Origin of the sequence: Lactobacillus delbrueckii subsp. bulgaricus (genome assembly GCF_046938665.1) — a bacterium.
Taxonomy (GTDB): domain Bacteria; phylum Bacillota; class Bacilli; order Lactobacillales; family Lactobacillaceae; genus Lactobacillus; species Lactobacillus delbrueckii_C.
Map to the genome: position 1 here is coordinate 17292 of NZ_JBKZCD010000003.1, position 20468 is coordinate 37759.

22 protein-coding genes and 1 tRNA gene are annotated in these 20468 nt (G+C 50.1%); 1 reads left to right on the forward strand and 22 read right to left on the reverse strand.

Going from position 1 to position 20468, the window contains the following annotated elements:
• Positions 1-73 precede the first annotated feature (73 nt).
• A complete protein-coding gene (locus tag ACLUXO_RS02690) occupies positions 74-388 on the forward strand; it encodes a hypothetical protein (RefSeq protein WP_229771798.1) in 315 nt (104 codons plus the stop codon).
• A gap of 376 nt (positions 389-764) precedes the next feature.
• Here ACLUXO_RS02690 and ACLUXO_RS02695 read toward each other — a convergent pair whose 3' ends face one another.
• From ACLUXO_RS02695 to ACLUXO_RS02800, 22 genes are all read right to left on the reverse strand, one after another.
• Positions 765-1151, reverse strand: coding sequence for a VOC family protein (locus tag ACLUXO_RS02695; protein ID WP_412136230.1), 387 nt, complete (start codon positions 1149-1151; stop codon positions 765-767).
• A gap of 27 nt (positions 1152-1178) precedes the next feature.
• On the reverse strand, positions 1179-1751 hold the full coding sequence (locus ACLUXO_RS02700) for a sugar O-acetyltransferase (protein WP_412136231.1): 573 nt from the start codon (positions 1749-1751) through the stop codon (positions 1179-1181).
• A gap of 35 nt (positions 1752-1786) precedes the next feature.
• The gene (locus tag ACLUXO_RS02705) at positions 1787-2359 is read right to left on the reverse strand and encodes a TetR/AcrR family transcriptional regulator (RefSeq protein WP_412136377.1); all 573 of its coding nucleotides are present in this window, start codon (positions 2357-2359) and stop codon (positions 1787-1789) included.
• A gap of 294 nt (positions 2360-2653) precedes the next feature.
• Positions 2654-3634: a Fic family protein gene (locus tag ACLUXO_RS02710; protein WP_412136232.1), complete on the reverse strand. Its 981-nt coding sequence runs from the start codon at positions 3632-3634 to the stop codon at positions 2654-2656.
• Between the two features lie 67 nt (positions 3635-3701).
• On the reverse strand, positions 3702-4037 hold the full coding sequence (locus ACLUXO_RS02715) for a type II toxin-antitoxin system RelE/ParE family toxin (RefSeq protein WP_412136233.1): 336 nt from the start codon (positions 4035-4037) through the stop codon (positions 3702-3704).
• Positions 4024-4338: a type II toxin-antitoxin system RelB/DinJ family antitoxin gene (locus tag ACLUXO_RS02720; protein WP_412136234.1), complete on the reverse strand. Its 315-nt coding sequence runs from the start codon at positions 4336-4338 to the stop codon at positions 4024-4026. Before ACLUXO_RS02720 ends, ACLUXO_RS02715 begins: the two co-directional genes overlap by 14 nt.
• Positions 4339-4585: 247 nt before the next feature.
• Positions 4586-5935 (reverse strand): 23S rRNA (uracil(1939)-C(5))-methyltransferase RlmD, encoded by a 1350-nt coding sequence (rlmD, locus tag ACLUXO_RS02725; RefSeq protein WP_412136235.1) that lies wholly within the window; start codon positions 5933-5935, stop codon positions 4586-4588.
• A 3-nt stretch (positions 5936-5938) separates the two neighbouring features.
• Positions 5939-6649 (reverse strand): TMEM175 family protein, encoded by a 711-nt coding sequence (locus ACLUXO_RS02730; RefSeq protein WP_412136236.1) that lies wholly within the window; start codon positions 6647-6649, stop codon positions 5939-5941.
• Positions 6650-6709: 60 nt separating this feature from the next.
• On the reverse strand, positions 6710-7636 hold the full coding sequence (locus tag ACLUXO_RS02735) for a diacylglycerol kinase family lipid kinase (RefSeq protein ID WP_412136237.1): 927 nt from the start codon (positions 7634-7636) through the stop codon (positions 6710-6712).
• Between the two features lie 35 nt (positions 7637-7671).
• Complete coding sequence (gene gatB / locus ACLUXO_RS02740) at positions 7672-9102, reverse strand: Asp-tRNA(Asn)/Glu-tRNA(Gln) amidotransferase subunit GatB (RefSeq protein WP_050889622.1); 1431 nt, start codon at positions 9100-9102, stop codon at positions 7672-7674.
• Positions 9103-9107: 5 nt separating this feature from the next.
• Complete coding sequence (gene gatA, locus ACLUXO_RS02745; RefSeq protein ID WP_412136238.1) at positions 9108-10550, reverse strand: Asp-tRNA(Asn)/Glu-tRNA(Gln) amidotransferase subunit GatA; 1443 nt, start codon at positions 10548-10550, stop codon at positions 9108-9110.
• On the reverse strand, positions 10550-10855 hold the full coding sequence (gene gatC / locus ACLUXO_RS02750; RefSeq protein WP_003620937.1) for an Asp-tRNA(Asn)/Glu-tRNA(Gln) amidotransferase subunit GatC: 306 nt from the start codon (positions 10853-10855) through the stop codon (positions 10550-10552). The genes gatA and gatC overlap by 1 nt, the downstream gene beginning before the upstream one ends.
• Positions 10856-10866: 11 nt before the next feature.
• Positions 10867-12012: a CamS family sex pheromone protein gene (locus ACLUXO_RS02755; protein WP_003617018.1), complete on the reverse strand. Its 1146-nt coding sequence runs from the start codon at positions 12010-12012 to the stop codon at positions 10867-10869.
• Positions 12009-14024 (reverse strand): NAD-dependent DNA ligase LigA, encoded by a 2016-nt coding sequence (ligA, locus tag ACLUXO_RS02760; RefSeq protein ID WP_412136239.1) that lies wholly within the window; start codon positions 14022-14024, stop codon positions 12009-12011. Before ligA ends, ACLUXO_RS02755 begins: the two co-directional genes overlap by 4 nt.
• 10 nt (positions 14025-14034) lie before the next feature.
• The gene (pcrA, locus tag ACLUXO_RS02765) at positions 14035-16296 is read right to left on the reverse strand and encodes a DNA helicase PcrA (RefSeq protein WP_412136240.1); all 2262 of its coding nucleotides are present in this window, start codon (positions 16294-16296) and stop codon (positions 14035-14037) included.
• Between the two features lie 90 nt (positions 16297-16386).
• Entirely contained in the window at positions 16387-17040 is a 654-nt protein-coding gene (locus tag ACLUXO_RS02770) for a glycoside hydrolase family 73 protein (protein WP_412136241.1), read from the reverse strand.
• 13 nt (positions 17041-17053) lie between these two features.
• Positions 17054-17677 carry an ECF transporter S component gene (locus ACLUXO_RS02775; RefSeq protein ID WP_412136242.1) on the reverse strand — a complete coding sequence of 208 codons (624 nt, stop codon included), beginning with the start codon at positions 17675-17677 and terminating at the stop codon, positions 17054-17056.
• 118 nt (positions 17678-17795) lie between these two features.
• Positions 17796-17881 (reverse strand) — tRNA-Leu (locus tag ACLUXO_RS02780).
• A 31-nt stretch (positions 17882-17912) separates the two neighbouring features.
• Complete coding sequence (locus ACLUXO_RS02785; RefSeq protein ID WP_412136378.1) at positions 17913-18371, reverse strand: SprT family protein; 459 nt, start codon at positions 18369-18371, stop codon at positions 17913-17915.
• A gap of 42 nt (positions 18372-18413) precedes the next feature.
• Positions 18414-19016, reverse strand: coding sequence for an ABC transporter ATP-binding protein (locus tag ACLUXO_RS02790; protein WP_412136243.1), 603 nt, complete (start codon positions 19014-19016; stop codon positions 18414-18416).
• Positions 19017-19033: 17 nt separating this feature from the next.
• Positions 19034-19504 carry a hypothetical protein gene (locus ACLUXO_RS02795; RefSeq protein WP_412136379.1) on the reverse strand — a complete coding sequence of 157 codons (471 nt, stop codon included), beginning with the start codon at positions 19502-19504 and terminating at the stop codon, positions 19034-19036.
• Positions 19505-19615: 111 nt separating this feature from the next.
• On the reverse strand, positions 19616-20404 hold the full coding sequence (locus ACLUXO_RS02800) for a hypothetical protein (RefSeq protein WP_412136244.1): 789 nt from the start codon (positions 20402-20404) through the stop codon (positions 19616-19618).
• Between the last annotated feature and the right edge of the window lie 64 nt (positions 20405-20468).

Here is a 20468-nt window from a genome sequence, read left to right on the forward strand (position 1 = left end):
TACGCTTTTCTTGATAATTCTGATATATTACGGGTATTCAGAAAGCAAAACATCTAACTTGGGAGAAAAAAGAATGAAGCCAAACAAAGATCACGTAGAAGAAGATAAGCCTTTCACTTGGGAAAGCTTTATGTTATCTGAATCATGGAACGAATTTCCGGAAAGAAAGGACGATCCGCCTTTAACAATGGATTTTCTTTTCTGGTATCACGGTATCAGATATATCATTACCGCAGCCTACGGAGATGGTGGCTACATGATTGCCGAAGAGCTCAGCGGAAAAGTCATAATTCAAAACAAGAATTTCCGTAAGTTGGTAGAAGACGTTCCTTTGTTTGAAGGCAAAACTTTCAAGGAACTTTTGCCCGATTTAGACGTAGAATATTAGCTCATCAACCAAAACAAGCATCCCTGGCAGAATAACTTTCTTGCTAGAGATGCTTGTTTCGTCCAATTTTGCCCGATTTTGGACGAAAAATCAAATGATTGGACTAAAAAGTCCCTTCACGCTTAAACATGAAGGGACGTTACTTCCTAATGCTATTGTAGCCATAATAATTCTTTCAATGTGCTTCATTCCATAAAATTATAACGCCCTATCGTTTATTACATTATTAACTGAGAGCAAATCATATCTTTTTATTATTGCGATTACCTTATACATCAATATTTTCCTTCCTCATATGGACTTTTACGAACGACCATAATGATTGAAATAACAAAAGCAGGCCGGCTCATAACAATGAGCAACCTGCTTTTTTCGTCTATTTAACTGAATCATAGCTGCACAGCTCGAACAGGTTTCCATCTGGATCACGCAGATAGAGACTCGTCATTTCACCTCGCGCGCCGTGACGCGTGACTGGCCCTTCTTCAATCGGATAGCCGCTTGCATCGATTTCTTTCTTAACCTCCGCTAGCTTGCCGCCGACTTCCAGGCACAAGTCCAGGCTTCCATAAGTCGGATTGGCCGCGGCTGGCAAAAACTCAGCCTTTCTGGTGTGGATATTGAATTTATGCTGGCCAAAAGTCACTGCATAGCGGCCATTGCCGTGAACCACCTGCATTCCAAGGACATCCCCGTAGAAATGCAGGCAGGCAGCTAAATCTTGTGTTGTAATTACGATATGATCAATTCCAATGATTTCCATACCGTCCAGAATACCAGCCTTTTTAGACTATTTCAACAACTTGTCTTTGTCCTCTATTTCGCGCAGCACGCGGCAGGGGTTGCCAACGGCAATCGTATTTTCCGGAATATCCTTCGTTACCACTGATCCAGCCCCAATGACCGCGTTTTTGCCAATCGTAACCCCCGGAAGAACCGTCACATTAGCACCTAACCAAGCATTTTCACCAATATGAACTGGCTTGTCATTAAACAGCCCTTTGAGCCGTTCCTCACCATCCAGCGCATGATTAGTGCAGATGATTTGACAGCCCGGACCGATCAAGGCACATTTCCCGATGGTAATGATATTGGAGTCTAAAAAAGTGCAGCCGTAATTGATCATCGCCATCCCCTCGAAATGGATGTTTTTGCCAAATACGCAGTTGAAGCCACTCTCAATGAAAACATATGGATTGTAGCCAGTCACGAGTTCTTCAACAATTTTTGCTCTTTTAGGGTCAGAAGGACGGGTGTTGTTAAAGTCAAAGCACAAGTCCTTTACATGGCTTTGAAATTCCCGTACATCCACCGCGCGTCGGTCAAACTGTTCTCCAGCTAGTGCTTTTTCAAGTTCGGTCATTTTTATTATCCTCCATAAAAATCGTTAGTTGCTGTCTAATCAGCCTTGGAGGTGTTCTCATGCACCAGAGTATGCTTTATGATGAGATCGATGATCATATCCATGTCATCCTCGCAGTCGCCATCAACCCATTCGCCAATGACCGCCATTGTTCCCTGGGTATAAAAAGCAAGCACGTATTTTTTCTCTTTTTCGCTGACGCCAAAATGCGTCAATGCAGGGGAGAAAAGCGTGCGGTACAGCTCATCAAAAGCACCTCTGGTGTTGAACAGGCTGCCTTTCTTGCGTATCACTCTATATGCTTTCTTATGCTCTTTCACCAGCGTAAGATACGGCCTAAGATATTTTTCCTTGGTCAATACCTCTGTATCAAGACCTGCATCATCAACAGCCGTCAATGAATCGGTAAAGCGCTTGTTGATCAGGCAGATTGTTTCTTCAAGAAGATCGTTGACATTACCGTAGTGCCGGTAAAACGTTGTCCGGTTCACCCCAGCTTTTTCACAGATCTCCTTAACCGTTATCTGGTCAGGGTCTTCTTTTTCAAGTAATCGCAAGAAAGCCTCATCCATGAGCACGGCTGCGTTTTGATATTTTCCCGCTTGCATGTCCACTCTGTTCTCCGTCAATCTTCAATTTTCTCTCGGTTTCCAATTTATTATACCTAAGAACTTGAGATGCAAGCTTTGGCTGTGCTCATTTCAACTCCCTCCCAAGGGCTGTGGTTTTACATTATCACACCAACAATTAAAAATGAGCAACACAAACGGGGAAAAGTGTTGATTTGCGGATTATGACAAATAATTGAACGAAAAAAGTCCCTTCACGCTTAAACATGAAGGGACTCTTCTTTATCTTGGTCGCTATCTTAGTCGCTTATCTTGGTCGCTTGACCGACTAAGTTATTTTCGCCGGTATTTCTGATTTCTACTTTTCGGCTTCTCTGGAATAGTCATTTCTATAAGTCCTTCTTCCAAAGCCGGATTTAAGTAGTTTCTCCGGAAAGTGGGTCTGTGCGAAAGCCCTAGTCGTTCCATCAATTCTGTTGCAGACAGCTCTTCACCATCAAGAACTTCCAACAGTTTTTGAACCTGGGGATTTTCTGCTTTCTTTGTTTTACCAACAACTGTGGTTTCCTTCAGCGTGTCCAAGATGACTTCCAGCATGAATTCCACAAAAGGACTGCTTTCTCCTAGTTCATCAGACTTGCCAAGTGCCTGGTAGTACTCCTCCTGCCTGGACCGGATCAGTTCCTCTATCGGCAGCCAGAAAAAGATTTCATTCCAGTTACCCAGCAGCAAACTATGCCAGAGCCGACCCATTCTCCCGTTGCCATCGGCAAAAGGATGGATGAACTCAAACTCATAATGGAAAATCGCGCTTTTAATCAAGGGATGAACTTTAGAATTACGGTACCAAGTGATCAGATTTTGAATCTCACCTGGGACAAGTTTGGCTGGCGGAGCCATGTGAATGACTTGGTCACCGGCAAAAACTCCCACCCCACTGGTCCGGAACTTACCATTTTCAGAAATTAGCCCCGCCATCATCTGCTTGTGTGCTTCTAACAAGTCATCCACAGAATACGGGTTGAGTTCAAGCATCATCTCATAAGTGGCGTATGCATTCTTCACTTCCCGGATTTCATTGGGATTGCCAAGAATCCGCTTGCCGTCCAAGATAGCCGTAACCTGTTCAAGAGTTAGAGAATTCTGCTCAATCGCCAAAGATGAGTGAATCGTCCGGATTCTGTTTTCCTTCCGTAAGTGCGGATTCAGATTGCCATGCGACAAAACCTTGATCCGGCCAATCTGTTCACTGGTTTCCGCTAACAGGTTCATTATGTTGTCGGTCATCTGAAATGGCGGTACGTATCCACTCATCTCTGCCTCCTATTCTCTATCTTGGTCGGTAACTTAGTCGCTTATCTTGGTCGCTTGACCGACTAAGTTATTCTTCATAGCCACTTTCACTCAAGCTCTTTTTCTGATCACGTCCTTGATAGATAATGTCAAGAACAGAAACCTCTTTTCTATCCTCATATATCTTGAAGTAGATATAGTAGTTCTTGACGCTGATCCGGCGAAACCCCATCTCTCCCCAAGGCTGCTCTGGAATTGTTTGCACAGTTGATGCCCTGTAAGATAGTTCTTCAATTGCATTCAAGAATGCATCAACATGCCCTTCTGCCGCCGATACATTCATAAGTTTCTGCGCGATATATAAGGCAATATTACGCATCGACTCTTCTGCTTGCTTTGTAATATTAACCTTATAGGAGTCCATGCAATTCCCCTAAAACCCGCTTACGAACATCCTCTACAGACGAAACTTCTCCATTATCCACCTGACGAAGCCCTTCTGCCATTCGCGCATCAAATTCCTCACGAGTCATCTCACCCAGTGCCTTCGGAGCTGGGATATTCTTTGAAGGCTGAAATGGAAGGCCGTTATCTGTAATAATCTGTCTATAGAACATGTTGATTGCTACAGAGGCTGGGATGCCCATGCCTTTTAAGATAGTTTCTGCCTTCTCCTTAACTTCAGGTTCTACTCTTGCAATAACATTCGCTGTTCTTGCTGCCATACAATCAGCCTCCTTATATTCTTTCTATGAGGATAGTAACACATTGTATATCGTTTCGCAATCAATTTGAATACGCCTGTTAGAATGAATCATAACAGCATACTGTAGTCCCAGCCGCAGTTTGCAGCTTTTCCACAGTCTCGTCAGACCGCCTTTCTTATCTTTATCAAAAAAAGCGGCACCCACCTCTCCTTTTAGGAAAGACAGATGCCGCAAAAATGGCTTAACTCTATTTTTTAGTCATCGTTTATTTCGTTTTCGTCAGCACGGTCACGCATTCCACATGTGGCGTCTGCGGGAACATGTCGACCGGGGAAACCAGGTCAGTCGTGTAACCGGCCTCCATCAAGAGCTGCATGTCCCGCACCAGCGTTGCCGGGTTGCAGGAGATGTAGACAACCTTCTTTGGACCAGTCTTAACCGCGGCATCGATAAATTCCTTGGTCAAGCCTTTTCTCGGCGGGTCGACAAAAATCACATCCGTCTTCAAGCCCTCAGCTGCCCACTTTGGCATCAGTTCTTCCGCCTTGCCGGCATAGTACTTGGCATTGTGGATCTGGTTGAGCCGGGCGTTGTTCTTGGCGTCCTTAACCGCTGCCTTAACCACTTCAACCCCGCGGACTTCCTTAACGTACTTGGCTGCGGACAGACCGATCGTCCCGATCCCGGAGTAGGCATCAACAATCAAATCGTCCTTAGTCAAGCCCGCCTGGTCAATAGCCAGCTTGTACAAACGCGGCGTCTGCAAAGAGTTGATCTGGAAGAAGGACTGCGGCGAGATTTCAAAAGTCAAATCGCCAATCTTGTCATCAATGTATCTCTTCCCCCACAAATGGTAGTCATGTTCACCCAAGATGACATTGGTTCTCTTCGGGTTGTGGTTGAGGAAGACCGACTTCACCCCGTCGATTTCCTTAATCTCATCTACCACCGCGTGCAGGCCTGGGAAGTCCCGGTCCAAGCAGACCAGGACGACCATCATGTCGCCCGTAGCCGTCCCCCGGCGGACTTCCAGGTATCTTACCTGCCCTTGATGCTTTTCTTCGTCATAGGCCGGAATCCGCTTTTCCCGCAAGATGTCTCTGACTGCCAGCAATACCCGGTCAATTTCCGGATCATTGGTGAAAAAGTCTTCCAGTGGCACCAAGTCATGTGAGTGCCGGCGGAAAAAGCCGATCTCCAGCTGCCCCTTGACCATTCTGACCGGTACCTGGGCCTTGTTTCTGTAGCCAGTTTCCAAAGGACTTGGCAAAGTTTCTGCTACCTTGATCTGGTCCAAGTGGGCCTTGCTCAAAAGCTCCTTAACCTGCTTTTGCTTGAATTCCAATTGCTTGTCGTACTTGAGGTGAGCCAGGCTGGCTAAGCCAGTCTGCACGTACTGGCGCAGAGGCACCTTGACCCGGTCCGGGCTTTCCTTGACGATCTCTGAAATTCTGGCAAAAGCATAGCTCTTCTTGTCCTTCAAGATCTGTGCCTTAACCACTTCACCCGGCAGGGCGTTGTTGACAAAGACCGTTTCGCCATTGACATGGCCGACCCCCATGGCTTCATATGACAAGTCGGTGATTTCGACTTCGACGATTTCATTTTTCTTCATATTTTACTTTTCTCCTTTGCTGCTTCGCTGGCCCCGGTCAAATTCTGGGGCAATAAAATTGATGATCGGGAAGGCCAGGTAAAGCACCATCCCAAAACGTGGATTGATAAAAGAGATTCCAATAAAGAGCAGGTTCAACAGGAGCAGCCAGAAAATTCTGATTCTGGCAAAGCGGCTCATGATCCAGCTCAATGACCGGATATGCGGCAAGGAAGCCCGCATCCCCGCCCTCTCCGTCAAGAGTTCAAAAGTCTGCACAAAAAAGTACACGATTCCAAAGTTGACCACGGCCAGCATCGACAGGTGATCCATCAGCCACTTGGTCATCACCGGAATCAAGGACAAACTGGCCAGGAAACAAAAGTCACAGATCATGGTCCACTTGTTGGCCTTCCAGATGAAATTACTAAAATTCTTGTGCATTTCATACCAGAAGTCCGCCACCACGAAGAAAGAGATCAAGAAGATCCCGATCTGTTCAATAAAATTGCCATAAGCCCGGTCAGCCACCGGAGCCTGGATTTCCAAAACCACGATGGTGATAATAATGGCAATCACCCCGTCGTTAAAGGTGGTCAAGTGGTCAGCCAGCTTGCTTGCCGCCTGCTCCCGGGCCTTTTCCTGGTGGGCCTGCAGCTTTTGCCATTCGGCCTGCTCTTCCGGGCTCAGCTGCAGCTTCTTGCTCCTGCCCGCGATATCTCGATTTCTTCTCATCTCTTACACCTGCTCAAACAAAAATAGAGTCTGACAAAGTCAAACTCTATTATAACAGTTCTAACCGACGTAGAATTCGATCCGTTCCCGCAAGTTTTCAAAAGTTACCGGGAACATGCCGCCTTCTTCCCCGTCCAGGTTGACGGAGAGCTTGTCGTTGCGGTTGTGGCCGATCAATTCCGCCTTCAGGCTGGTCGTCTTGGTGTAGATGATGTTCGGGTCGTCCACGTGCTTGCCGTTCAAGGCCAAAGCCATCAGCCGGAGCAGGTTGCCCGGGTCGCTTGGCTTGACCACGATCAGCTGGAAGAGGCCGTCTGAAAGTTCGGCGTTTGGCATGATCTTTTCAAAACCGCCAATGGAGTTGGTCATCCCCAATAAAAGCAGAGACAGCTTGCCTTCGTAAACGCCCTTGTCAAAAGTCAGCCGCATTTCACATTCGCTGAGGTTTGGCAGCATTTCCGCCCCCTTGATCAAGTAGGCAGCGTAGCCCAGGGCAGACTTGACGTCTGACGAAACCCCATAGGTCAGTTCCGCCAAAGAACCCGCAGCCGCGATGTTGACAAAGTACTTCTGGCTGCCATCGCCGAAGTCGGCCCGGCCCACGTCCATCTTCTGCACCTTGTCCTTAAGAATCACTTTAGCCGCCGCAACCACGTCGTCGCGCGGAATCTTCAAGGCTCTAGCGTAGTCGTTGGTCGTCCCTGCCGGGATGATGGCCATGCGCGGGCGCTCTTCCTTAGGTAAAAAGGCGATCCCGCTCACGACTTCGTTGATCGTGCCGTCCCCGCCGGCAGCCACGACCAGTGAAAAACCGTCCTTGGCTGCCCGGGTTGCTTCATTTTGAGCACTGAGCGGAGCTGGCGTGGTTCTGAATGCACTGGCTTCATAACCCGCTTGTTCCAAAATATCCAAAATATCAGAAACGTTCTTCGGCATCTGTTCATGCCCTGAGACCGGATTGTAAATCAAGCGCGCGCGCTTAGTCATCTGCTTCACCTTTTTCTAAAAAATTTTCTCCTGCCTTAACGGCTAGCCAGGTCGGCCAAGAGGAGCTTGTTGATCACCTTAGGGTTGGCCTTGCCCCGGGTCTGCTTCATGATTTGCCCAACCAGGAAGCCGATCGCCCGGTCCTTACCGTTCTTGTAGTCTTCAACAGACTGCGGGTTAGCGTCAACAACTTCCTTGACCATTGGTGCCAGGACGCTTTCGTCTGACAATTGCGCCATACCGTTTTCTTCAACGTACTTCTTCGGGTCAGTGCCGTTGGCAACAGTTTCCGCGAAGACCTTCTTGGCAATCTTAGATGAGATCGTCCCGTCAGAAATCAGCTTGATCATAGCTGCCAGGTTTTCTGGAGTCAAGGCAATGTCCTTGAGTTCAGCGTGCTTTTCGTTCAAGTAGCCGTTAACCTGGGTGTTCATCCAGTTGGCTGCTTGTTGCGGGTCAGCACCAGCAGCTACAGTAGCGTCAAAGAAGTCTGAGCTTTCCTTGTTTTGCAGCAAAACGTTCGCGTCGTATGGCTTAAGGCCGTATTCATCAACGTAGATCTTCCGCCGTTCGTCAGCCGTCTTTGGCAAGTTGGCCGCGATTTCATCAACCCATTCCTGCTTGATGTGGTATGGAGCCAGGTCTGGTTCTGGGAAGTAACGGTAGTCCGCGTCCCCTTCCTTAACACGTTCCAGTACAGTCTTGCCCGTATTGGTGTCAAAACGGCGGGTGGACAGGCGAACCCGGCCACCGGACAGGAGGATTTCCTGCTGGCGCTTTTGTTCGTAAGCCAGGGACAGACGGACGTGTTCAAAGGAGTTCAGATTCTTCATTTCGACCTTGGTCCCGAATTCCTTCTGGCCAGCTGGACGGATGGAGATGTTGGTGTCAATTCTCATTGACCCTTCTTCCATCTTAACGTCGGAAGCCCCGGTAAATTGCACGATTTCCCGCAGCTTTTCCAGGTAAGCAACAGCTTCGTCCGGGTCAGTCATTTCTGGTTCAGAAACAACTTCCAAAAGCGGTACCCCTTGCCGGTTGTAGTCAACGTAGGAGAAGCCGTTGGTCCCGTGGGTGTTCTTACCGGCGTCTTCTTCGATGTGCATTTCGTGGATGTGGATCTTCTTCTTCTTGCCGTGAACTTCGACTTCAACATAGCCGTTTTCAGCCAGTGGCTTGAAGAATTGGGTGATTTGGTAAGCCTTTGGGTTGTCCGGGTAGAAGTAGTTCTTCCGGTCAAAGTGGGTTACCGGGTTAACGTGGGAGTGGGTGGCCAAAGCGACCATCAAGCCCAGGCGGTAGACTTCCTTGTTAACCATTGGCAGGGTACCTGGGTAACCCCAGTCAATAACGTTGGTTTCGGTGTTTGGCTTGGCCCCGTAAGTTACTGGTGAAGGTGAAAAGATCTTGCTCTTGGTCTTCAACTCAAAGTGGACTTCCAGACCGATAGTTGACGTAAAATTCATTTAAATTAATCCTCCAATCCAGCTGGTGTTTGTTCGTAGAACTTGTTGCTGCGTTCGATGAAGTCAGCTACTTGGAAGACATGGCCTTCGTCAAAACGCTTGGCCATGATTTGGAAGCCGACCGGCATCCCCGTCGTTTCGCTCAAGCCGGCTGGCACGCTGGCTGCCGGAATCCCGGCCATGTTGGCGGAAATCGTCAAGATGTCGTTGTTGTACATCTTGATCGGGTCAGAAATTTCTGAGTTCAAGTCAAAAGCAGTTTCGGTAGAAACCGGCCCGACAATAACGTCGTTGTCTGCGAAGATCTTGTCGAAGTCTTGGCAAATCAAGGTTCTTACCTTAGCCGCCTGCAGGAAGAACTTGTCGTAAGCGCCAGCGGACAGGGCGAAGGAACCCAGCATGATTCTCCGCTTTACTTCATCGCCAAAGCCTTCTGACCGGGACTTAAGGAAGACTTCGTCCAGGTTCTTGGCTTCTGCCCGGTAGCCGTAACGGATCCCGTCGTAACGTTCCAGGTTGGCTGAAGCTTCACTGGAAGCGATGATGTAGTAAGTTGGCACCACGTACTTGGTGTGTGGCAGGGAAACTTCGTTGATGATGGCCCCGTTTGCCCGCAGAAGTTCGATTTGGGCTTCAACTGCCTTGCGGACGCCTTCTTCAACAGCGTCGCTCATGTATTCCTTAGGCACGGCAACCCGCAGGCCCTTGACATCCTTGCCCAGGAAGCTGGTGTAGTCTGGTACTTCCTTTTCTGAAACAGTAGCGTCGCGGTCATCAGCCCCGGCGATCACGTTCAGAACTTCAGCTGAGTCCTTGACCCGCTTGCTCATCACCCCGATTTGGTCCAGTGATGAGGCAAAAGCGATCAAGCCCCAGCGGGATACCCGGCCGTAAGTTGGCTTGATCCCGAAGATACCGTTGAAGGATGCTGGCTGGCGGATTGAACCACCGGTGTCACTACCCAGGGCAGCAACCACTTCACCGCTGGCCACAGCCGCTGCTGAACCACCGGATGAACCGCCTGGCACCTTGTTTAAGTTCCATGGGTTCTTGGTGTCACCGAAGTAAGAAGTTTCAGTGGATGACCCCATGGCGAATTCGTCCATATTGGTCTTGCCGATGATAGTAGCTTGGGCTGCCTTCAGCTTGGCAACAACAGTTGATTCGTAAACTGGTTCAAAGTTGTACAAAATGTGGCTGGCTGCCGTCGTCTTCAAGCCATTGGTGATGATGTTGTCCTTAATGGCAATCGGCACGCCGGCCAATTTGTTGTTAAAGTCAAGGTCTTCTGCTGGCTTGGCGTCTTCATCTACAGTGATGAAGGCGTTGATCTTTTCGTCAGTCTTCTTGATGTTGGCGATGGTGTCCTTGGCCAATTGGTCAGCAGAAACAGCGCCGCTCTTCAGCTTGTCGTTTAAAGAATCGATCGTTTCGTTTAAGTAGTTCATTATTGGTTATCATCCTTATCGATAATTACAGGTACCTTGACAAAACCGTTGCTCTTGTCAGGAACGTTCTTCATCATTTCTTCGCGGGTCTGCCACTTTTCAGGAACGTCTTCTCTGAAGACAGTGTCGCGATCAACTACTTGCACCGTTTCTTCAACGCCAGTCGTGTCAACGGCTTGAAGTTCTTCTGCCATTTCCAGAATCTTCCCCATTTGCGGGGTGAACTTGGCCAGTTCTTCTTCGCTGAATTCAAGCTGGGCTAATGCCGCAACGTGCTTGATGGTATCATTTGTTACCTTTTCCACTTATGTACCTCCTAATTACCGCCATAGATGTGCATCCGATAAGACCCGGTGGCTGTTTCCTTGGCGACGACCGCTTGGGTGTCATTGACCGAGGAAATAGTGATTTCAACCGGTGAGCTGGTTCCCAGATACTTCTTCGCCCGGCTCATAACCGTCTGGGCAAAGCTTTGTACCTGCAGATAGCCGTAGAACTGCGTGGTGATGGCGATGCTTTCGTAAGCCAGCTTGCCATCGTAGTAGCGCAGGGTGGCCGTGACCCCGGAAACGTTCGGGAAGTAATCCTCAATTTCATCCTTAAAACTGGTGAACTTGGATTCGTCACTGGCACTGACCGCGCTGGCCCCATCGACTGTCGGCAGCACCTGGGTCTTTTCGTTCACGGAATTCCATTTAGATATTTTACTACTATTTGCGCTAGCTGTCCCATATGAGAAGTAAGTTCCCCCAACTAATGAGTCGGTGTCGGTCTTAGAGAAAAGGCCAACCATGATCGGGATATTCTTAAGCTTCTTCTTGGCGTGCAGGCGGGAGACGATCGTGTTAGCCGTCTTCTGCCCGAAGGCCCGCCGCTTGGCCAGGGAAATCTTGGTGCTGTATTCGGCCCCGTCAGTCGTCTTGGTGTAGTAGTCAACTGAATTGAGGCCCAGGCTGATGCTGATGCCAGCCAGCTTGTAGCTGGACCCGCTCTTGACATAGAAGTCTTCTTCCATGATCTGCTGCAAGATGATCGGGTTTCTGGTCGTTGACCCAGTCTTGCCGTTGTTCTTGAGGTTCAGCCCCTCTTTGTTGCTCTTTGAATACCGGCCCAGCCAGTTGGTGACCGTCGTTTCGTCGAGCTGCTGGCCTTCCTGGATGACATAGTCCTTGGTTGAGAAGACCTTCTTGGAGACCCGGATCAAGCCCCGTTCCATGGCCGACTCGTCCACGCTGTTGTCATAGTTGGTGGCTTCCAGGCCGGAGATCGGGCTGGTCTTGTAGACCCCCTTTTTCAAAAGGACGGAGTAGCCGCCGTCAGTGCTGGAAGTTGTCTCGTACTTCTTCGCCTTGCTGGTCGTCGTCGTTGAGTTGCTGGCCAGGTCAGAATTCTTCAAGTTGCCGCAAGCCGCCAGCAGGAGGCTGCAGCTTGCCAAAGTTATTGCCTGTAAAAATCTCTTCACTTTTCCGTGTCCTTCTCTTCGATCTTAGAGATTGCTTCTGCCTCCGTTAAGCGCGGAATGTCCAGGGCTTCGGCCTTGGCCAGTTTGCTGCCGGCGTCTTCCCCGTAAACCAGGCAGTCAGTCTTCTTGGAGACTGACCCGGTCACCTTGGCTCCCAGGGCCTGCAGCTTCTTGGTAAACTCCGCCCGGCTATAGTGGGCCAGTTTCCCGGTCAAGACCACCGTCTTGCCCTTGAAGAAGTTGTCTGCGGCTTCCCCGTCTTCGCCTAAGTAGTCCATGTTGACCCCGGCCTCTTCCAGCCGGGCCAGCAGCTTCTTGGCTTCTTCCTGCTGGAAGTAAGCCGTCAAAGACTCAGCAATCGTCATTCCTATTGTATCGATTGCCGTCAGTTCTTGCACGCTTGCTGAAGCGATTTTAGACATATTTTTAAATTTCTGGGCAATCAATTGGGCGGCTTTCCCGCCGACATTGCCGATCCCCAGGCCAAAAAGGACCAGCTCAACGGAATTCTTCCGGCTTTGGTCAATGGCCGCCAGGAGCTTGTTGATCGACTTCTCCTTAAAGTGGTCCAGCTGGCTCAAATCGTCGGCTGTCAGATAGTAAAGGTCAGCTACATTGTGCACCAGGTCCTTGGCGATCAGCTGCTTGACGATCTTTGGGCCCAGGCCGGCGATGTTCATGGCCTGCCGGGAAGCGAAGTGGGTAATTCCTTCTTCAACTTGGGCCGGACAGGACGGGTTAATGCAGCGCAGGGCTACTTCTTCATCCAGGTGTACCAGGTCTTCCCCGCAGGATGGACACTTAGTTGGCACTTTATAAGGGACAGAGTCTTCTGGCCGCTTGCTTAAGACAACTTCGGAAATTTCCGGAATGATATCGCCGGCCTTGTGCAGCTTAACCGTGTCACCCAAGCGGACGTCCAGTTTGGCCAACAGGTCCGGATTGTGCAAAGAGGCCCGGGCCACCGTGGTCCCGGCCAATTGCACCGGATCCATCACGGCAGTCGGGGTCACGACCCCGGTTCTTCCCACAGTCCATTCAATCTCCCGGACTACTGTTTCTTCTTCTTCCGGCGGGAACTTGTAGGCAATTTCCCAGCGGGGCACCTTAACAGTGTTGCCTAAGTCCGCCTGCAGGGCCAGGTCATCGACTTTCAAGACGATGCCGTCGATCCCGTAAGGCAGGCTGTCGCGCTTTTTGGTAAATTCATCGATATAGTCGTAGACAGCTGCCAGATTTTCCAGCCGGCGGCCGTTTTCATTGGTGTGAAAACCCAGCTTGGCCATTTCGCTGATTGCCTGGTGCTGGGAATCGATACCGGCTGGCGGGTTGATCCAGGTATAGATAAAGGTGCTCAGCTGCCGCTTTTTGGTCACCTTCGGGTCCAGCTGGCGCAGAGAACCAGCCGCGGCGTTTCTCGGATTGGCAAAGATGCTCTCCCCGGCCTCATCCCGCTCCTGGTTCAATTTGGCGAAAGCCTCCTTGCCCATGTAGCATTCCCCCCGCACTTCGGTGGTAATGGCTTCCGGCAATTTCTGGGGCACGTCCTTGATATACTTGACATTCTTGGTCACGTCTTCACCGACCTGGCCGTTGCCCCGGGTTGAGGCCCGCTTTAAGCGCCCTTCTTCATATTCCAAAGACAGGGACAGGCCGTCAATTTTCAATTCGACATTGTAGGCCACAGGGTGGCCGATGGCCTTTTGCACCCGCTGGTCAAATTCCGCCAGCTCTTCTTTGGAAAAAACATCCCCCATCGACAGCATAGGCACCGGGTGCTCAACCTTGGGCAGGTCGCTGCTCACCTCGCCGCCGACCCTCTGGGTGATGGAGTCAGCTGACTTTAATTCCGGATAGGCAGCTTCCAGTTCCAGCAGGCGGGCGTATTTTTCATCATAAACGTGGTCTTCAACCACCGGAGCGTCCTGCTCATAGTAGGCCTTGGCCCACTGGTCCAGCTGGGTCCGCAATTGGCGGACTTCCTGTTTTGCTTCTTCTAAACTTTCAGCCATGCTTCTTCACCTAAATTTTCTTGATCGGGGCAAAAGCCGCCAGCAGGCGCTTGTTGCCCTTGCTTGCAAAAGCAATGTCCAGTTCCATGTCTTCGCCAGAGCCGGTGACCTTGATGACCACGCCCTTGCCCCAGCTCTTGTGCTCAACCTGGTCGCCAGGGTGCCAGCCCTTCTTTTCAGCGCCGACGGCCCCGGCTGCCTTGCTGGCTCGGTGGATCTTAGCCGGCTGAGCAGCTTTGGCTTGGGACTTTTTGGCAAAAGGCAGCCGGTCCAGGTCTAAGAAGGAAGTGCTGGACTTCGGAGCAGTTGAAGCCACGATGTCCAGGTCCTCATCCTTGATTTCGCCGATAAAGCGGGACTGGGAGTTATACTGCTTGCTGCCGTACATCATCCGGGTGTAAGCCGAAGTCAGGTAAAGCTCTTCCCTGGCCCGGGTAATGCCCACGTAAGCCAGGCGGCGTTCTTCTTCCAGCTGGTTCGGGTCTTCGTCCTTGATGGCCCGGGAAAGCGGGAAGATGTTGTCTTCCATCCCGATCAAGAAGACGACTGGAAATTCCAAACCCTTAGCCGCGTGCAGAGTCATCAAAGTTACCCGGTCATCGCTTTCTTCCAGGTCATCCTGGTCGCTTAAGAGGGATACTTCCGCTAAAAAGTCGCTCAAGCGGCTGCTGTCCGGGTTCTCTTCTTCATTGTAATTGTCGTCAAAGCGCTTGGTAACCGTAGCGAATTCCTGCAAGTTTTCCAGGCGGGCGGCAGCTTCCAGGGACCCTTGGGCTTCTTCCTCCTTCAAGGCTTTGATGTAGCCAAAGTCTTCCAGGATCTTGTCGGTCAGTTCACTGACCGTGTGGTCTTGGGCGTAAGCAATGGCGCTAGTCAGCTGGTCGCTGAAGGCCAGGAGCTTTTTGGCAGCAGCGGAAGAAATCGGAGCCAATTCGACATTGCGCATGGCTTCGTAGATCCCGCCCCCCATTTCGTCAGCGAAGGCAGCCAGCTTGGTTGTCGTCGCCTGGCCGATCCCCCGCTTTGGAACGTTGATGATCCGGTTGAAGCTCATGGAGTCGCTGGGGTTGGCCACCAGCTTGAGGTAGGCCATGATGTCCTTGATTTCCTTACGGTCGTAGAACTTATGCCCGCCGACGATCTGGTAAGGGACATTGGCTTCAACCAAAGTTTCTTCCATCCCCCGGGACTGGGCATTGGTCCGGTAAAGGATAGCAAAGTCCTGGTAGCGGCGTTTCTTTTTGTCAACCTCTTCCTTAATTTTGGCAAGGACAAAGCGGGTTTCGTCCCGGTCGCTCTGGGCCTGGTAGTAGTGGACCTTTTCCCCGTCGCCCTTGTCAGTCCACAGCTTCTTGGCCTTCCGGTTTTCATTGTGGTCGATGACCGAGTTGGCCGCCTTCAAGATGTGGCCGGTTGACCGGTAGTTCTGCTCCAATTTGACAGTTTGGGCATGCTTGTAGTCATGTTCAAAGTTGAGGATATTTTCCATGTTGGCTCCCCGCCAGCCGTAGATTGACTGGTCGGCATCCCCGACAACGCAGATATTGTGGTAGCCATCTGCCAGCAGGCGGCAGAGCTCGTACTGGGCCTCGTTGGTATCCTGGTATTCGTCAACCAGCAGATAGCGGAACTTCTGCTGGTAGTAGGCCAGGGTGTCAGGACTGGCCTTAAAAAGGGTCAGCGTCTGCATGATCAAGTCGTCAAAGTCCAGAATCTGGTCTCTTTCCAGGCTGGCCTGGTATTTCTTGTAGACGTCAGCGACGACTTTTTCAAAAGGACCGACCGCGCTGGCCTCATACTGCTTCGGGGTCTGCAGGCGGTTCTTGGCATTGGAGATCTGGCTCAAGATGTTGCGGGGCAGGTATTGCTTGGGATCCAGGTCCAGCTGGCGGAGGATGCGCTTGACCAGGGTCACCTGCTCTGAAGGGTCAGCGATGGAGAAGTCCCGGTCATAGCCGATCAAGTGGCCGTCCCGGCGGAGGATACGGACGCAGAGGGCGTGGAAGGTGGACATCCAGATGCTTTCGGCCTGGTCGCCCAGGAGCTTGACTTCTCTTTCCTTCATTTCTTTAGCGGCCTTGTTGGTGAAGGTGATGGCCAGGATGTTCCAGGGAGCAACCCGCTTTTCTTCCACCAAGTAGGCGATCCGCCTGGTCAGAACTGAGGTCTTCCCACTGCCGGCCCCGGCGATTACCAAAAGGGGCCCTTCAGTCGTCTTGACTGCCTGGACCTGTTGCGGATTCAAACCTTGTAAAATCGTTGCTTCAGACATGCTTTACCCTTTCAATAAATCAAAAAACTTAGCTTATCCATTATAGCAAAAAAAGCTGCCAAAAAGCTCTGGCAGCCTTGTCAAACCTGCTTAATTATCGTACTTATTCAGGTTGTATTGTTCAATTAAATTGATGAGTTTGGTTGAGTAGTCCGGGTCGGTGGCATAGCCGTCAGTGACCAGGGCCTTGGCCTGGCTCTTATAGTCCTTGGCCGCCAAAACGTCCTTGTATTGGTCCTTGTTCCAGCTGGTTCCCTGCTGGAAGAGGCGGACATGGGCCCGGATGGAGGCTTCATAAGAATCATAAATCTGGAAGCGGGCCTTGACGGTCACCCACTTGCCGTTGCTGTACTCCTTGGTCGTCATGACCGCTGAAGTATTAGGGTTGGTCCCCTTGACCCCGAAGAGGTTGTTGTACTTCTGGGACAAGGCGCTTTGCCCGTAGTTGCTTTCAAGGCAGGCCTGGGCGATAGTGATGCTTGGCAAAAGGCCGGTCCCCTTGTCAACTTTTTGAGAGATCGGCCCCACCTTTTTGATAAAGGCCTTCTTTTGCCGCAAAAGCTTAGCGGCTGCTTCCTGCTTGGCCAGTTCAGCCTGGCGGATCTGCTCTTGCTGCAAGGCTTGGCGGCGGTAGTAGCGGAAGGCCACGAACAAGCCCAGGCACAAGAGAATGATGGCAAAAACGCGGACCACGAGGATGGTGGTCGTCTGCTTGCCCTTGCGTGTTTTTCTGTGTCCAGCCATACTTATCTGCTTTCTAGCGCCGCTTCAGTCGCTTCTTGAGGGGCGCGGTAATGAGCGGCGTGATCAAGCCGCTGAAGACTGCTTCCAAAATACCGTTGACGGCCAGGGCCGTGAAGAGGATGACCAGCAAAGACTGCCCGCTCTTGGCCCCCAGGGCTAAAGCCAGCTTCTGGGGATGACTGAAGTAGACCAGGTCAGACAAAAGGATCACCATGAGCGTGTTGACCGCTGAAGCTAAAAAGCCGCTTAAGGCGTAAGCCAGAGCTTTCCTGCTCTCCTTCTCCCATTTATCAGCCAATTGCCCGGCCAGGCCCGCTGCCCAGCCGGCCGCAAGCCGGGGCAATAAGGCAATCAAGGGGTTCTGGAAAAGGAGAATGGTAACCAGGCCATTTGGAGCAGCATAGGCCCTGAGCAAACTAGTCAGGCCCCAGACCAAGCCAAAGGCCGCGCCGGCTTTCGGCCCTCTTAAAGAAGCAAAGACCGCCACTGTCAGCGGAATCGTGGTGATGGCCGGCAGGCCCGGCAAAATCGTGATGTAACCCACATTGGGAATAAAAGCTTCCAGGAGCAGAATGGCCACAAAGACCGCGCTGATCGTCAGGTTCAGGGTCTTCTGTCTGGCTTCAGAATCGTACATTTAGCACACCCTTCTATTCATCTTGCATTGTGTTCTATCAATTATAACAGATTGGAGGAAAAGCAAGTTTAAAGAATCAACAAAAAAGGAGCCGTTTTACAACGACTCCTTATCTTAGTGCGGACGAGAAGACTTGAACTTCCACGACCAAAAGCGGTCACAAGATCCTTAGTCTTGCGCGTCTGCCAATTCCGCCACGCCCGCAAATACATTTAATATTTTAGCAAAGCTGTCCTCATTTGGCAAGGGGGCCGGCGATTTTTTCTAATTTTCCCCGGCAGCGGCCACAAAAATACTTCTTGACGTTGACCTGCCGCTGGCGCCAGTAGTCCTGCCCGCATTGCCGGCAGCGGTAGTGCCAGCGGCTGCTTTTGCTCTCCTCTAGTCTTGGCGCATAGCGGCTGCCGCCCACCTTTTGCAGTAAAAGCTTGAAGTCCCGGTCTTTATGCTGGTAGCCCAAACCAGCCAGGTGGAGGTGGTAGTGGACCAGTTCATGTTTGATGATGCCCGGCAGATAATGGAAGTTTTCTTCCTTAAGAAAGAGCGGGTTAAATTCCAGGTGGTGGTCAGATAATTGATAGCGGCCGCCAGTAGTCTTCAGGCGGCGGTTGATTTTCGCTTGGTGGAGAAAGGGCCGGCCAAAGGATTCAAGGGAGATGCTTTCAACCAGCTGCTGCAGTTCTTGTTCACTAATCATGGGATTATTGTAGCTGGTCAGGGCGGAAAATGCCAACTTTTACTCTTCGTTCAGCAAGATCCCCTCTTTCATTCTTAAACGGCGGTCGTAGACCAGGCCGGGAATTTCGTCGTGGCTGGCCACGATGACGGTCTTGTTTTCACTGCGCAAGTCTTTCATCAGGTTAACGAACTGGTCAACCCCTTCCTTGTCGATCCCCCGGGTTGGCTCATCCAGGAGGATGATGTTCTGGTCTTCCATCACGGCCTGGGTGATCCCCAGCTTCTGCCGCATCCCGACTGAGTAGTTGCCGACGGATTGCGGGTTATCCGGATCCAGGTCAAAGGCCTTGAGCAGGTCCCGGGTCTTTTCGGGCTGGAAGCGGTGGTTGAAGTGACCCAAAAAGGTCAAGTTGTCCCAGGCTGTTTCATATTCGATAAAGCCAGGGTTTTCGATTAGGGCACCGAGGTAGTCGTCCTTGTCAGTGTGGATCTCCCCACTGTCAGCTTTTAAGAGGCCAACGATGATCTTGAACAGGGTGGACTTGCCGCAGCCGTTAACACCGGAGATGTGGACCAGTTCGCCCGCTTGGGTTTCTAAAGAGATGTCCTTTAATACAGCCAGTTTTTTAAAGCTCTTCTTAACATGTGACACTTTCAACATACAAACTCCTCCTCGACTTAGAGTATATACATGTGGTGGATGGCCCGCCAGAGAGGGTCATAAATATTAGCGTATTTCGGTAAAAGCCAGGTTTTCTCCAGCCAGTAATGGTAAAGAATAGGTACTGTGCTGGCAAAAACAATAATAAAGAAAGGATATTTGATCTTGATGCAGAGCAAGATCAGCATGAAACAGGCAATGAACAGCAGGTAATGAATTAAGAGCAAGAGGGTGCCCTTCCAGGCCGGGCCATAGCGGAAGCAGGGATTCTTGCCAAAGAAATAGGGCACGATGGAGAAAACAAGGTAGATGGCCAAATCCAAGAAAAGGAGCTGGGCCAGGCGCTGGTCAAAGTAATCCATTTTGCCGCGGGGAGCCAGAAGCGGCCGGACTGAGCGGAAAGAGAGGATTTGGACGGCTGCCATGACGGTTAGCCCCGGCTGGATGTATAAGCTGATCAAGTTGGCATTCAGATAATACATTGGCATCTCGCCTTCTCCGCCGATCATCGCAAACTGCAGGCCGCATCCCAGGCTGACCGCAAAATCCAAAAAGAGGGTTATGGCAATTAGGCGCTGATAACGCGTTTTTAGCATAATTTAACCTTTCTCTACATTCTTCATGTACCAAATTCGTAACAGAACCGCAGTCAGCATAATATAGAAAACCGCGGTCGTTGCATAATTTAGGTAGTAGATTGCCGGAGATGGATCTTGCACCATAGCATTTTCCATAGGGTTCATGATATTGGTAGTATCCCAGATATTTGAAACAATAAATAAAGTCCCTCCAATATCAGATGATATATTCCCTGTCAGTGTTACCAAAAAACCGACAACTGGCCCTAAAAACAGACACATACTATTTTTCTTAACGAACAAGGCCACGCTAAAAATAAATACAGCGTAAATTCCCCAGCCTATGCCGAAAAGAACTACTTTAGTCAAAAGATTAGCCAGATTGTTAAGTGAAAAATATCCATCTCCTCGAATCAGTATTATTTCGTTATGCGGCATATAAACAAAACCGTGGTAAAAAATACTAATTATCGGTACCTCTAATAAACACCCTAGCCAATACAAAATAACTGCACCTAAAAATGTCAGCCCTATACTCTTAGTAAAAAATTTTTTCCAACCAATCCGACCTACCACACTATACAGCTCATGATTATTCTTGATATAAATCGATAAAGCAGCTCCTACAATTGGAATTAGCAAATATACAGCAATTTCTCCTATCATAGTTTCCTCAACACCATAGGGTTGTACTGCATCGAACATATAGTCAAAACCATAGGGATTAATTTTTAATGTTGGAAGATTATCGTGAATCGCATACCCAACTTGTCCTGCAATTATAAGCAAGTAAATCACTACTGCTCCCACGTATATTTTTCTCGTCCTGGTCAACATTCTATTTCCTCCAAAATGTAAAAGGCAAAAGAAATTT

Excerpts from the sequence above, each read along its gene's own strand:
- gatA (WP_412136238.1), bottom strand. The coding sequence starts at position 10,550 with ATGAACTACTTAAACGAAACGATCGATTCTTTAAACGACAAGCTGAAG.
- ACLUXO_RS02700 (WP_412136231.1), bottom strand. The coding sequence starts at position 1,751 with ATGACCGAACTTGAAAAAGCACTAGCTGGAGAACAGTTTGACCGACGC.
- ACLUXO_RS02710 (WP_412136232.1), bottom strand. The coding sequence starts at position 3,634 with ATGAGTGGATACGTACCGCCATTTCAGATGACCGACAACATAATGAAC.
- ACLUXO_RS02790 (WP_412136243.1), bottom strand. The coding sequence starts at position 19,016 with ATGTTGAAAGTGTCACATGTTAAGAAGAGCTTTAAAAAACTGGCTGTA.
- ACLUXO_RS02690 (WP_229771798.1), top strand. The coding sequence starts at position 74 with ATGAAGCCAAACAAAGATCACGTAGAAGAAGATAAGCCTTTCACTTGG.
- ACLUXO_RS02715 (WP_412136233.1), bottom strand. The coding sequence starts at position 4,037 with ATGGACTCCTATAAGGTTAATATTACAAAGCAAGCAGAAGAGTCGATG.
- ACLUXO_RS02720 (WP_412136234.1), bottom strand. The coding sequence starts at position 4,338 with ATGGCAGCAAGAACAGCGAATGTTATTGCAAGAGTAGAACCTGAAGTT.
- ACLUXO_RS02795 (WP_412136379.1), bottom strand. The coding sequence starts at position 19,504 with ATGCCAATGTATTATCTGAATGCCAACTTGATCAGCTTATACATCCAG.
- ACLUXO_RS02775 (WP_412136242.1), bottom strand. The coding sequence starts at position 17,677 with ATGTACGATTCTGAAGCCAGACAGAAGACCCTGAACCTGACGATCAGC.
- gatB (WP_050889622.1), bottom strand. The coding sequence starts at position 9,102 with ATGAATTTTACGTCAACTATCGGTCTGGAAGTCCACTTTGAGTTGAAG.
- ACLUXO_RS02730 (WP_412136236.1), bottom strand. The coding sequence starts at position 6,649 with ATGAGAAGAAATCGAGATATCGCGGGCAGGAGCAAGAAGCTGCAGCTG.
- ACLUXO_RS02770 (WP_412136241.1), bottom strand. The coding sequence starts at position 17,040 with ATGGCTGGACACAGAAAAACACGCAAGGGCAAGCAGACGACCACCATC.
- ACLUXO_RS02735 (WP_412136237.1), bottom strand. The coding sequence starts at position 7,636 with ATGACTAAGCGCGCGCGCTTGATTTACAATCCGGTCTCAGGGCATGAA.
- ACLUXO_RS02705 (WP_412136377.1), bottom strand. The coding sequence starts at position 2,359 with ATGCAAGCGGGAAAATATCAAAACGCAGCCGTGCTCATGGATGAGGCT.
- rlmD (WP_412136235.1), bottom strand. The coding sequence starts at position 5,935 with ATGAAGAAAAATGAAATCGTCGAAGTCGAAATCACCGACTTGTCATAT.
- pcrA (WP_412136240.1), bottom strand. The coding sequence starts at position 16,296 with ATGTCTGAAGCAACGATTTTACAAGGTTTGAATCCGCAACAGGTCCAG.
- ACLUXO_RS02695 (WP_412136230.1), bottom strand. The coding sequence starts at position 1,151 with ATGGAAATCATTGGAATTGATCATATCGTAATTACAACACAAGATTTA.
- ligA (WP_412136239.1), bottom strand. The coding sequence starts at position 14,024 with ATGGCTGAAAGTTTAGAAGAAGCAAAACAGGAAGTCCGCCAATTGCGG.